The organism is Streptomyces fagopyri (genome assembly GCF_009498275.1).
Taxonomy (GTDB): domain Bacteria; phylum Actinomycetota; class Actinomycetes; order Streptomycetales; family Streptomycetaceae; genus Streptomyces; species Streptomyces fagopyri.
Map to the genome: position 1 here is coordinate 6,414,733 of NZ_CP045643.1, position 12,380 is coordinate 6,427,112.

Sequence of the window (12,380 nt, forward strand, 5' to 3'; positions counted from 1 at the left end):
GCCCTGCCCGCCGCCGCCGACGTCGTCCGCGCGGACGACGCCGACGCCGGCTGACCGCACCGAGCGTCCCCCGTCCTTCCTGGCCGCCGGCGCCGTACCGCTCCCGGCGGCGCCGCTCCCGGACCGTTCACCCCGTACCCACACCGGCACCCGTACCCACACCGGCACCCGTACCCACACCGGCACCCGCACCCACACCGGCACCCGCACCGGCACCGGCACCCGCACCGGCACCGGCACCCGTACCCACACCGGCACCCGTACCCGCACCGGCACCCACACCGGCACCCGTACCCGCACAACCCTCCGAAAGGCCTGACCATGGCAGTCACCACGCTCGACCCGCACACCGCCCTCGTCGTCATCGACCTGCAGAACGGCATCGTCGGGAACCCGGGCCTCGTCCCCCACACCGCCGCCGAGGTCGTGGAGCGGTCGGTGCTGCTCGCCGACGCCTTCCGCGAGCAGGGGCTCCCGGTCGTCCTCGTACGGGTCACCGCCGCCGCGGACGGAGCGGACGCCGTACGCGGCCGCATCGACGGTCCGAGCCGCGCCCGCAGCTTCCCGGAGGGCTGGGACGTCGTCGTCGACGAACTGGCCGGACACCCCGGGGACATCACCGTCACCAAGCGGAACTGGGGCGCCTTCCACGGCACCGACCTCGACCTGCAGCTGCGCCGCCGCGGGGTCACCCAGATCGTGCTGACCGGCATCGCCACCAGCATCGGCGTCGAGTCCAGCGCCCGTGCCGCCCACGAGCACGGCTACCACGTGACCCTGGCCACCGACGCCATGTCCGACCTGGACGGCGAGACCCACCGCAACAGCGTCGAGCGGATCTTCCCCCGTCTCGGCGAGACCGGTACGACCGCCGAGATCGTGGAGCTGCTGGCCAAGACCCACGCGTGACCCGTGCCCCGCGTCAGCGGGGACCCGCGCCCTCCAGCTCCCGCACCAGCCGCTCGGCGACCGGCACGGGCACCCCGTGCCGGGCCGCGGCGCGCAGCAACGCGCCGCCGATCGCGTCCAGTTCGAGCGGACGACCCGCCTCGGCGTCACGCTGCATGGAGGACTTCGTGCCGGGCGGGAAGGCGTCGTAGCGGGCGAGGGCCGCGGCGGCGTCGGCAGGGGCCCCGCTCGCCCGGCTGACGGCGGCCGTCTCCGCCACCAGAGCCGTCAACTCCGTGCGGTGCAGCGTACGGACGTCGCCCAGCGGCAGCCCGTAACGGGTCGTCAGCAGCGCGAACGGGGCGAGGAACGACATCTTCGCCCACAGCACCGCCGCCTCGCCGGCCTGGACGCGGACGGCCGGACCGGCCGCCGCGAGGACCCCGGCGAGCGCGTCGAGCCGCTCGCGCGCCACCGTGTCGCCGGTCAGATCGATCTCCGCGAAGGGGCTCCCGTGTTCGATCACTCCGGGGGCGGTCCGGGTCGACTCGACACGGATGACGGCGGGGGCCACCCGGGCGGACCCGTAGCGGGCGCGCAGGGCCGCGGGGTGTTCGACGCCGTTCAGGAAGGGGACGAGCAGGCCGTCGCCGAGCGCCCCAGCGGGTACCCGGTCGAGTGCCGCGTCGAGCGCCGTGTGCTTGACCGCGATCAGACATGCGTCGACCGGTTCGCGCAGCTCGGTGTCCGCCTCGACCCGCGCCGTGAAATCCCCGAACCGGCCGCTGCGGACCTGGATGCCGTCCGCGCGCAGCACCTCCGCCGTGTCGTCCCCGGCCAGGCAGATCACCCGGTGTCCGGCCCGCGCCACCAGCGCGGCGAGCAGCCCGCCGACACCGCCGGGGCCCAGCACCGCCACCGTGAACCGCTCATCGCGCCCGTCGTGCTCGTCGCGTACGTCCTTCGTCATGCCCGTCCGATCCTCTCGTCGGTCGGCCCCGGAAAGGTGGCCGCCTGGGAGTGGATCATGCCGGGCCGCGCCGTCCGGCGCTACAGCCGCACCGACGCCCCCGGCTCCAACAGGTGCAGCCGGTCGCCGAGTCCGGCCTCCGTGAAGGCCTTCGCCGGCGTGGCACCGTCCTCGGTGAAGTGGCCCCAGTGCTCGAAGCGCGGGGGACGACGTGCCGGGCTCCCAGGATCACGGCGGCCCGCGCGGCCCGCGCGGCCTGCTCGCTGGTCGGGGTCAGCGGGGAGTCCGGCACGAGCGGGGTGCGCGCCGCGCCGGGATCACGAACGCGGGCGGCGTCCGGTAGGGGCGTCCGGTAGGGGCGACCGGATGTGCCGACCGGAGGCCACGGAGGCGTCGTCCGCGCGAGACTGGGCGTATGTGCCGCAGCATCAAGACTCTCCGCCCGCCCGTACTCCCCGAAGAGGCCACCGAGGAGGACATCCACGCCGCCGCCCTCCAGTACGTCCGCAAGGTCTCCGGCTTCCGTGCCCCGGCCGCGCACAACCGCGAGGTCTTCGAGCGGGCGGTGGAGGCGGTCGCGGCCGCCACGGCCGAGCTGCTGGACGGCCTGGAGGTACGAGGGGTCACCCAGCGGGCCGGATGAACCGACCTGGCGGAACGGCCGCGCGGAGCACCTCATGAAGCATCATGAAGCACCCCGGGCGTCCCGTCCGCTTCCGGCGTCCCGTGGGCTCTGGGCGCTCCGTACGTCCCGGGCGCTCCGTGCGTCAGGCGCCGGTGCTCGACTCCTGGGGTACGGGCCGGCGCATCAGGTACGCCGCGCCCGCGCCGGCGCCGAACAGCGCCGCGAACGAGACCGCCGTGGCGAGCCAGGTCGCGCCCAGCCACTGGCCGCCGAAGTAGCCGAGGGCCACGCTGTATACGGCCCAGGTCAGGCTCGCGAGTATGGACCAGGGCAGGAACTCGCGGACGCGGCGGTGGGCGGCGCCGGCGCCGAGCGAGACGACCGAGCGGCCGGCGGGCGCGAAGCGGGCGAGGACGACCAGCGCGCCGCCCGCGCCTCCGCCGCGCGCGAGGACCGCGCCGAGACGTTCCTGCGCGCTGGAGAGGCGGCGGGAGCGGGCGATGGCACGGTCCAGACGTTCGCCGCCGCGCCAGGCCAGCCGGTACGCCACCAGGTCGCCGAGGACCGAGGCGGTGGCGGCGGAGAGGGTGAGCGCCAGGATGTCGGGCACCGCGTGCGGCACGGCTCCCGTGGAACCCGCCGCCGCGGCGGTGGCCGCGGTGATGACCAGGACGCCGCTGGGCAGCACCGGCAGGAAGACGTCCAGCAGGACCGAGACGGCCACCGCCGCGTAGATCCATGGGCTGCCCGTCAGCGACCCCACACTCTCCAGCACCGAAACTCCCCTGTACTCCCCCGAGGGCACGACCTCGCCGCTACGTCGCGGGGGAGCGGCAGGGCGGCCTGTGACAGCCATACAGCGTACGCGGCGGGTGTGACAGTGGGGTCACGGGGGGCTTATGTGTTGCTCACGGTGCGTTGACGCCGGGGGAGCGGGAGGGCGAGCGGGGGCAGCCGGAGCGGGGTGGGGACGAAAGGGGTCCGAAGGGGCGGCGCCCGTCACCTCCGTGAGGTGGCGGGCGCCGTGGTCGTGCGGTGCGGTGCGGGGCGGGTCAGGGTGCTCGTGCGGTGCCGGCCGGGTCAGGCCGCGACGGGCTCCGTGGCCCGCTCGTCCTCGCCGGGGGCCCGGGTCGCGCGCGCGGTGAGCAGCCGGTCGAGACCGAGGGCGCCCGAGCCGGTGAAGACCAGCAGGAGCATGGCCCAGCAGAACAGCGCCGACAGCTCGCCGCCGTTCTCGATCGGCCACAGGGCCGTCGACTGGTGCACGTCGAAATAGGCGTACGCCATCGAGCCCGACGCGAGGAACGCGGCGCCGCGGGTGCCGAGGCCCAGCAGCACCAGGGTGCCGCCGACGAGTTGGATCACGGCCGCGTACCAGCCCGGCCAGGTGCCGGAGGGGATGGCGCCTCCGTCGGTGCCCGCGGCGCCGCCGAGGACGCCGAAGAGGGAGGCGGCGCCGTGCACGGCGAAGAGCAGGCCTATGACGAGGCGGAACAGGCCGATGGCGTACGGCTGGGCGCTGTCGAGACGCTCGGTCATGTGGGGGGACTCCTTCGGTCTGGTCCGGTCCGTGGGGAACCGGATCCTGGGGGCGGAACCGAGTGAGTCAACAACGTTAGGGTAACCTAATCTATGCTTGCAAGTTCAACATTTAGCCACGGTCCGACTTCCGTTTCCGGTTCCGTTTCGGGTGTTGTCGCACGTAGCGCGGCCCGCGCCACCGCGTCGGCGTCCGACAGCGTGACCGAATCCACTCCTGGTCTGGCGCCGGCCGCGGTCACCCAGTGCACGCCCTCCGTCGGTACTCCGAAGGCGAACCGCCGTGCGTGCGCGTGACCCTGACGATCCATCAGGTGATACGGGCGGCGTGTCACGTCCAGCCCCCCGGTTTCGTGGCCGTCCGTCGTGTGCGGGCGGCACTGGCCCGTCTTCAGCAGCCGGGCGAGCAGTTCGTCGGCGGTCCGCCTGAGGTCCGGTTCCGGGAGCCGTGCCTCTATGAGCGTGGTCGCGCGTACGGCCGAGCCCGGTACGTCCGGGGAGTGCGCGATCCAGGCCCCGTCCTCGGCCCGCACGTCGAGCCGGGGGCCGAGGACGTCCAGGACACCCGCCTCGATCAGCGCGGTCATCTCCTCGACGCGTCGGCGGGGCGGCCCGATGGACAGGAAGGCGTTCAGCGGCGTGTACCAGCGGTCCAGGTGTTCCCGGCGCGAATGGCCCCGCAGGCCGCCGTGGTCGACGACCAGCCGTACCTCGTTGCGCAGGTCCCGCAGCACGTCCAGGGCGGCCTTCAGCGGGCCCTCGACATTCCCGAGCGCGGCCTGCTCGGCGTCCTCGCGCAGATGGGCGAGCAGCCAGCCGCGCCACTCGCCCGCGTCGGCGAAGGCGTGCCCGCCGTACGGACGCGACATGCGGTCCCAGGACCAGCGGTCGGCTTCCGGCACGTCGAACTCGTCCAGGGCGAGGGCCTCTTGGGGATCGCCGTGGGGTACGGCGAGGAAGCGCCGCCTGAACTCGTCCGTGACGCCGTGGAGCCTCCCGCGTCCCCTCAACAGCCGCTCGTAGTACACGGTTTCGACCTCCTTCGCCACCAACGGCCATATCTCGCCCAGGAAGTCCGGCGCCGCACCCGAGTCGGCGCGTGCGCGGAAGCGGGCGATGGCCTCGGGGGTGAGGACGAGCGGGGTGTGACGGCCGTACGGTCCCTTCGCGTTGTCGCCGCGGGCCTGGTACGGGACGCCGCGGCGTGAGCCCGCGTACAGCCGGGGCTCCCGGCCCGAGGGGTGGTAACGCAGGCCCCGCCGGGTCCGGGTGAAGCGGCCGCCGCGGCCCGCCGTCAGCAGCGCCATGTGGTCGAAGAAGTTGAGGCCGAGCCCGCGCAGCAGGACGGGCTCGCGGGGCGCGAGGGCGGAGAGGTCGACGTCGGCCGGATTGGCGGGCGGGACGTGCCGCAGACCGTGCCGTCGTGCGTACGAGGCGAGGCCGCGCGGGCTCCGGTCCGCGGACACCGGCAGATGGCCCTGCGCGAGCACGACCGCGGACAGTCCGGGCAGCGTGCGTCCGTCGTCGAGGGTGAGGGTCTGGTGGCCGCCGGGGCCGTCGTCGAGCCGTACCGCGCGCGCCCGGTGCGTCCGGACGCGGACCGTGTCCGGTGCTCCCCGCGCCACCTCGGCGAACACCCACTCCAGATAGCGGCCGTAGTGGGCGCGGGTCGGGTATTCGTCCGGGCCGAGGTCACCGCCCGCCCAGGTGTGCAGGCTCGGCCCGGGGCGGATCGGGCCCGAGCAGTCCACGCTGTCGTCGGTGAAGAGGGTCACCTGCGAGGCCACGGTGTTCATCAGCAGGTGCGGTGACTGCGCGGTGCGCCAGACGCGGCCGGGACCGGGCGGTGCCGGGTCGACGACGTGGACGGTCAGTCTGGTGTCCGGCGGGAGGAGCTCCGGCGCGGAGGCGCAGAGACGTTCGAGGACGCTCGTACCGCGCGGTCCGGCGCCCACCACGGCGACGGAGACCTCGGTCGGCTCGGCGGGCCCTGCGGATTCCGCGGTCGGTGCAGACAAGAGTGTGACTCCCGGACATGGTGGGGCGCATGGCGGTGAACTGCCCGCTGGAAGCGGACGGTCCGCCTCATCATGCCGTCGCGGGCCACGGGGGCGGAGCCCCGGGCGGCTGGAGGGGCGCCGGTTGTGTGATGCGTCACGAGCATCACGGGCGACGCGCGCGACAACCGTATACACCGCCCGCAAGGGGCGGTTGCGGACGACTGCGGACGTGCGGGACCCCAGGGGACTCCCGTAAACGGCCCACCCGCCGCCTCCCGGACCCGCCGCCTCCGGACCCACGGCCTCCCGGACTCACGGGCCCCCGGACGTACCGCCTCCCGGACTCACGGGCTCAACTCGGACTCCGCGACGGTCCGCAGCCGGGCACCGCCGTTCCTCCCGTCGTTCGTGCCCCCGTTCCTTCCGTCGTTCCTGCCCCCGCTCCCGCTCCCGCTCCCGCTGCCGTTCTTGCCGCTGTTCCTGTCGCCGTTCCTGCCCCCGACGCTCCACCCCGTCCGCGCCTGTTCCAGTCGCAACCGGGCGGAACGGCCTTGCAGGGTCAGGGTCATGAGCTGGTTGCCGAACCAGGGTCCGCCCGTCCTGCGCCAGCTGACGGCGGGGCGCGCACAGCCGCCGTGCCGGGCCAGACGGCGGCCGATCGCCCGGCCCGCCGCACTCCATCCGAAGCGGAATCCGAGCCGTATGTACAGGGGTATGGAGTTGTGGACGGGGGAGCAGGTCAGCTGGAGCACGCGGGCGTCGGGGCCGGGCGTGCCCTCGGGCCAGGCGGGCTCGGCGACATAGGCGTGGTGGACGTCTCCCGACAGCACGCACACGGTGGCCGGCGCGTCCGGACCCGTACCGGCCTCGGCGAGCAGCCCGGCCAGCGCGTCGAAGGAGGCGGGGAAGGCCGCCCAGTGCTCCAGGTCGGCCCCGCGGCGCAGCTTCTCCCCGAACCCGGCCCAGCGCGCGCCCCGTTCGCCCCGGCACAGCGCGGCGTCCCAGGCCTCGGCGTCGTGCACCAGATGGGGGAGCAGCCAGGGCAGTGAGGTCCCGATCAGGAGGTGGTCGTACGAGCCCGGGGCGTCGAGCGCCTGCTCGCGCAGCCACCCGGCCTCGCCCGGGTCCAGCATCGCCCGCTCGTCCTCGGCCAGCACCCGGGCTGCCCGGGTGTCCACCATCAGGACCCGGACGCGGCCGAAGTCGCGGCGGTAGCTCCAGCGTACGGAGGCGGGGTCGGCGTCGGACTGGGCGGCGAAGCCGCGCAGCACGTCCGTGCCGTCGGGGGTCTCGCGCACGGCGGCGTAGAGGGGGTCCTCGGCGAGTTCGCGCGGCGAGAGGTTGCCGAGGTGCTGGTGGACCCAGTACGACATCAGGCCGCTCAGCAGCCGTTCGCGCCACCACACCGTGGCCCGGATGTCGGCGACCCACGCGGCGCTGGTGTTCCAGTCGTCTATGACGTCGTGGTCGTCGAAGATCATGCAGCTGGGCACGGTCGACAGCAGCCAGCGGACCTCGGGGTCGAGCCACGATTCGTAGTAGAGGCGGGTGTACTCCTCGTAGTCCGCGACCTGGCTGCCCGGGGGGTCGGCGAGACTGCGGCGGGCGGTGAGCCACGCGCGGGTGGCGTCCGAGACCTCGTCGGCGTACACCTGGTCGCCCAACAGCAGGAGGACGTCGGGGCGTTCGCCGTCGGGGGTGGCGGCGACACGTCGTGCGAGGGTGTCCAGGGCGTCGGGGCCCACCGGGTCCTTCTCGTCGGCGGGGGGAGCCGCCCAGCGACAGGAGCCGAAGGTGACCCGGACCGCGTCCTGTCCGTCCGGGGTACGGACGACCGAGGGCGGGAAGGCCGAGTCGGGCAGCGGCCAGACGGCGACATCGTCCAGCAGCACCTCGTACGCGGACACCGTGCCCGGCGTCAGTCCGTCGACCGGCACCAACGCGTAGTGGTGTCCGGCGACTTGGAACGTGCGTGCCTCGCCGTGGGCGCCGTCCGCCAGACGTACCTCGGCGGTGCACGGACGGTTCGCCTCGACCCAGAAGGTCGCGGACGAGCCGTCGACATACCTCAACAGCGGCCCCAGGAGCAGCTCCGCCATGGTGATCACCCTCCTCCGTCGCCCCGTACGGTACGGAACGACGGAGGGGAGCGCGGAGGTTCCGCGAAGCGCGCCGGTTTCGGAGGTGGGGGGACGGCGCTGGTTCGGCGGCCGTTTCAGCAGCCGTTGAGGACGGAGCTCAGCTTGGCCTTCTCGGCGGAGTCGACGGCGAGGTTGTAGTAGTACTTCACCTGGACCCAGGCGCGGACGTAGGTGCAGGCGTACGAGCTGAGCGGGGGCATCCACTCGGCCGGGTCCTGGTCGCTCTTCTGCTGGTTGACGTTGTCCGTGACGGCGATGAGCTGCGGGCGGGTCACGTCGTTGGCGAAGGCCTGACGCTGCGCGGTGGTCCAGGCGCCGGCGCCGGAGTCCCAGGCCTCGGCGAGCGGTACGAGGTGGTCGATGTCCAGGTCGGAGGCGGCGGTCCAGGTGGCGCCGTCGTAGACGGAGTACCAACTGCCGCTGGTGGCCGTGCAGGCGGAGTTGGTGACGACGTTCGAACCGTCGCGCTTGATGACGTACTCACGGGTGTTGCAGGTGCCGCTGATGGTGATCCAGGTGGGGAACAGGTCACGGTTGTAGCCGGTGCGGTTCTCCGTCTTCACCGAGAGGGAGGCGAGGTAGGTGCGGGCGGTGGCGGCGCTGACCGGGGTGGGCAGCGCGGCGGAGGCGGTGGGGCCGTTGAATATCCCGGCCATGGCTATCAGGCCGGTGAAGGCTGCGAGTATGCTCAGCCGTCGACGCGCGTAGACCTTCGGCATGCGAACTCCCTTGGAGTGGGGGGACGTTGGAGCGAGCGGGCCCATGCTTGCGCCGGCTCGTTTCCGGGAGGGGTGCGTCAGGTAAGAAACTAGTGACGTGCTCATGACATGCCAAGACCTCTGACGTCACGGATCGCCGGCTCCCGTCGAAGGGACCTTCGGCCCTTACCCGGCCTTTTCGCCGTCCCGTAGAGTGGTCGGCGCAGAAGGGGAGTAGCTCTTCGCCGGACCGTCGACATACTGCTCAGCTCGTCTGAGCCGGCGCCCGGAAGCAGGCCTCGACCGGGACCCACGGGTCCGTGCGGGCCGGCTGGCGAGACCTTCGGCAACGCAGTGCACCGCCCGCCGCGTCCTCGTGCGCGCGGGCGCCGATGTGTGCTGCCGTGCCGAGGTGTCGCGTCGCAGTCACAGCACTCTCGGTGGGGCGGCCCCGACCGATTGAGGGATTTTGATCAGCATCACCGTGATGGCGCTCGTGTTCGGCGTCGTCTTCCTCGCCGAGCTGCCGGACAAGACCGCGCTCGCCGGGCTCGTCCTGGGCACCCGCTACCGCGCCTCGTACGTCTTCGCGGGCGTCGCCGCCGCGTTCGCCGTGCATGTCGCGCTCGCCGTGGCGGCGGGCAGCGTGCTGACCCTGCTGCCGCAGCAGATCGTGCACGCGCTCACGGGTGTGCTCTTCCTCGCCGGTGCGGCCGTGCTGCTGCTGAAGAAGGGCGAGGACGAGGAGGAGGTCCGCAAGCCGGAGAACCAGACCTTCTGGAAGGTCTCGGGGGCGGGCTTCATGCTCATCCTGGCCGCCGAGTTCGGTGACCTCACGCAGATCATGACGGCGAACCTCGCGGCCCGCTACGACGACCCGCTCTCCGTGGGTCTCGGTGCGGTGCTCGCGCTCTGGGCGGTCGGCGGGCTCGGTATCGTCGGCGGAAAGGCGCTGATGAAGCGGGTGCCGCTGGAACTCATCACCAAGGTCGCCGCGGTGCTGATGCTCGCGCTCGGGGTGTGGAGCCTGTACGAGGCGGTCGCGGGCTGAGCCGGCCGGAACGGTGCCGAGCCGCCCGGAACGGGTGGGGTCCCGGCGGAAGCGGTGGCGCCGGGGCCGCCCGTTTTGTATCGTAGAGAAACAAAGTGGCTCCCGTCCGCACTCCCTGACCGGCGGACGGGGCCGCCTTGTCCCTCCGGGGGGACCCGGTGCCGGGCCTCGGCCGGACCGGACATCGCCCCCTCCGCCGTGCCCTTCCTCTCTTTCCCCCCGCGTTCTGGAGCCTGCCGATGACGGCCACCACCGTTCTGACCGCCCGCGCCCTCCTGCTCGACATGGACGGCACCCTCGTCAACTCGGACACCGTCGTCGAGCGCTGCTGGCGCCGCTGGGCGGACCGGCACGGGCTGGACGGGGACGAGGTCATGAAGGTCGTCCACGGACGGCAGGGGTTCGCCTCGATGGCGGTACTGCTGCCGCACCGGCCCATGGAGCAGAACCACGCCGACAACGCGCGGATGCTCGCCGAGGAGACCGCCGACATGGACGGCGTGGTCGCCGTCCCCGGTGCCGCGGAGTTCCTGGCCTCGCTCGACGGACTGCCGCACGCGCTGGTCACCTCGGCGGACGTGGGCCTGTCCAGCGCGCGGATGGCCGCCGCCGGGCTGGAACTGCCCGACGTACGGGTGACCGCCGAGTCGGTCGGGGCGAGCAAGCCGGATCCCGAGGGGTTCCTGAAGGGCGCCGCCGAGCTGGGCGTCGCGCCCGAGGACTGTGTCGTCTTCGAGGACTCCGGTGCGGGGATATCGGCCGGGCGGGCGGCGGGGATGCGGGTGGTCGGGGTCGGGCCGCGGGCCGGCTTCCACCGTCCCGACGTCCTCGTCCGCGACCTGACGCAGATACGGGTGGAGCGGGTCGGCGACGGTTCCCTGCGCCTGCACGTCAACTGACCCGGGCGGCCGGTTCCCTCACCCCCGCCGCCCCTGCCCTCCCGAGGGGCGAGGCCTCCGCCCCCAGCGCAGCCGGGCCCCCAACCCAGCCGGGCCCCCAACCCAGCCCGGGGCTGATCCCTACGCCCTTGGGGCTGCGCCTCGGCTCCTCCGCGGGTTGATGGGGTGATGGCTCCCCGGGGGTTGATGGGGTGATGACCCCGCACGCAGGGAGCGCTCCCCCTCCCGCAGCCGTTCGTCCTGCGGGAGGGGCCGGGGCGGTACGTCGTAAGGGTGTCGCTTACGTTCGGATCGAGCTGCGGGTCGCTTGCCCGGACTGCGTCTGATCCGGCGGCGACACCCTCGACGTACCGCCCCGGCCCCGCCCCACCACCCAGCGGCTACGGCCCCACCACCCAGCGGCTACGGCTCCCGCGTCTCCGATTCGAGGCTCGCCCGGGTCGCCGTGCCGTACACGCCCTGTTCGTCACTCCTGATGCCGCGGGCCCACTGGTACCGGCGTACGGCGTCCTCCACCTGACGTGAGTAGGTGCCGTCGGCCTTGCCGTTGTAGAGGAAGAGCTGACGCAGACGCAGCTGGAGCTCGGTGACCTCCGGCCCCCGGTCGCCGCGCCGCAGCGTCGCCGACAGCTGTCCGTTCGACGGCGAGGTCTCCTGTCCGGGCGCCGCCGGGGCAGTCGTCGCGGGACTCCGGGGAGACTGCGACGGCCCGGCCGACCGTGACGGCGAAGCCGATGAGGACGGCGAGGCCGACGCGGTCGAGGCCGACGCCGAGGGCGACGGACCGGTACTGGACGGCGCCGCGGCCACCGCCGACCGCGACGATCGCGGCGCGGACGCCGACGCCGAGGCGGACGTCGGCGACGGATCCGGCACGCTCGCCCTCACCTCGTCCGGCAGCGCCCCGTCCCGCGCGGGAGCGTCGTACGAGAAGAGCCCGCTCACGAACCCCGCCGCCGCGACAGCCACGACCACACCGGCGGCGGCCAGCAACGCGGTCCGCCGCCCCCGCCGCGGCCGCCCCGCCCCGGCGCCACGGTCCGTATCCGCATCCGCCTCGGCGCCGGCACCGGCGCCCGCCCCGGCACCCGGAGCCGGCATCCCGTGCCCGACCCGGAAGAGCGCCACCGTGTCGTCGGCCGGCACCCTCCCCAGCCGCATCGTCCGAGCCGAAGCGTCCTCGTCCCCGCCTCCGTCCACGCCTCCGCGCGCGGCGCCGGATGGCTCACCTCCGCCGCCCACCCCGAGCTCCACGTACGGACGTATCCGCAGCGGATCGAAGTCCTCCGCCGCGGCCGCCTCCGCCGTACGGGCGTCCCGCAGGGCGTCGGACGCGCGTAGCGTGCAGGCGCACGACGGCGTCCCGTCCCCCGCCCGGGGCACGGCACACTCCGGACAGACATGCCCGTTCGGTTCAGTCACGCCTTGGGTCCCCTCCCCTGAAGATCCCCCGCTGAGCCCCTGAGGCTATCCACAGGTCCCCCGGCCACTTCCGGGAGCCCCCGGAACTCCCCCTTCCGGCTCGACAGGCCGCAGACGGACATACCGCCCACCATGGAGGGTGACCGA

The 12,380-nt window shown here is 73.5% G+C and carries 11 protein-coding genes; 4 read left to right on the forward strand and 7 right to left on the reverse strand.

What is annotated here, in order from left to right; genetic code table 11:
• The first annotated feature begins 321 nt into the window (after positions 1-321).
• Positions 322-909, forward strand: a complete 588-nt coding sequence (locus GFH48_RS27680; protein WP_153290834.1) for a hydrolase — start codon at positions 322-324, stop codon at positions 907-909.
• A 13-nt stretch (positions 910-922) separates the two neighbouring features.
• Here GFH48_RS27680 and GFH48_RS27685 read toward each other — a convergent pair whose 3' ends face one another.
• Positions 923-1,858, reverse strand: a complete 936-nt coding sequence (locus tag GFH48_RS27685) for a ketopantoate reductase family protein (protein WP_153290835.1) — start codon at positions 1,856-1,858, stop codon at positions 923-925.
• 415 nt (positions 1,859-2,273) lie between these two features.
• Here GFH48_RS27685 and GFH48_RS27690 point away from each other — a divergent pair, with 415 nt between their 5' ends.
• The gene (locus GFH48_RS27690; RefSeq protein ID WP_153290836.1) at positions 2,274-2,501 is read left to right on the forward strand and encodes a DUF2277 domain-containing protein; all 228 of its coding nucleotides are present in this window, start codon (positions 2,274-2,276) and stop codon (positions 2,499-2,501) included.
• Between the two features lie 124 nt (positions 2,502-2,625).
• On the opposite strand, the gene GFH48_RS27695 is transcribed toward GFH48_RS27690, so the two are convergent.
• From GFH48_RS27695 to GFH48_RS27715, 5 genes are all read right to left on the reverse strand, one after another.
• A complete protein-coding gene (locus GFH48_RS27695; protein WP_194280694.1) occupies positions 2,626-3,258 on the reverse strand; it encodes a DedA family protein in 633 nt (210 codons plus the stop codon).
• 305 nt (positions 3,259-3,563) lie between these two features.
• On the reverse strand, positions 3,564-4,022 hold the full coding sequence (locus tag GFH48_RS27700; RefSeq protein ID WP_153290838.1) for a DoxX family protein: 459 nt from the start codon (positions 4,020-4,022) through the stop codon (positions 3,564-3,566).
• 86 nt (positions 4,023-4,108) lie between these two features.
• The gene (locus tag GFH48_RS27705) at positions 4,109-6,040 is read right to left on the reverse strand and encodes an FAD/NAD(P)-binding protein (protein ID WP_153290839.1); all 1,932 of its coding nucleotides are present in this window, start codon (positions 6,038-6,040) and stop codon (positions 4,109-4,111) included.
• Positions 6,041-6,366: 326 nt separating this feature from the next.
• Positions 6,367-8,121: an alkaline phosphatase D family protein gene (locus GFH48_RS27710; protein ID WP_153290840.1), complete on the reverse strand. Its 1,755-nt coding sequence runs from the start codon at positions 8,119-8,121 to the stop codon at positions 6,367-6,369.
• Between the two features lie 116 nt (positions 8,122-8,237).
• Entirely contained in the window at positions 8,238-8,882 is a 645-nt protein-coding gene (locus GFH48_RS27715) for an HNH endonuclease family protein (protein WP_153290841.1), read from the reverse strand.
• A gap of 448 nt (positions 8,883-9,330) precedes the next feature.
• Between GFH48_RS27715 and GFH48_RS27720 the strand changes: the two genes are divergently transcribed.
• Together GFH48_RS27720 and GFH48_RS27725 are read left to right on the forward strand one after the other, a co-directional pair.
• Positions 9,331-9,912: a TMEM165/GDT1 family protein gene (locus GFH48_RS27720; RefSeq protein WP_153290842.1), complete on the forward strand. Its 582-nt coding sequence runs from the start codon at positions 9,331-9,333 to the stop codon at positions 9,910-9,912.
• 239 nt (positions 9,913-10,151) lie between these two features.
• Positions 10,152-10,811 carry an HAD family hydrolase gene (locus tag GFH48_RS27725; RefSeq protein ID WP_194280695.1) on the forward strand — a complete coding sequence of 220 codons (660 nt, stop codon included), beginning with the start codon at positions 10,152-10,154 and terminating at the stop codon, positions 10,809-10,811.
• 402 nt (positions 10,812-11,213) lie between these two features.
• Here the strand turns inward: GFH48_RS27725 and GFH48_RS27730 are convergent, their stop codons facing one another.
• The gene (locus GFH48_RS27730) at positions 11,214-12,233 is read right to left on the reverse strand and encodes a peptidoglycan-binding domain-containing protein (protein WP_153290843.1); all 1,020 of its coding nucleotides are present in this window, start codon (positions 12,231-12,233) and stop codon (positions 11,214-11,216) included.
• Positions 12,234-12,380: the final 147 nt, after the last annotated feature.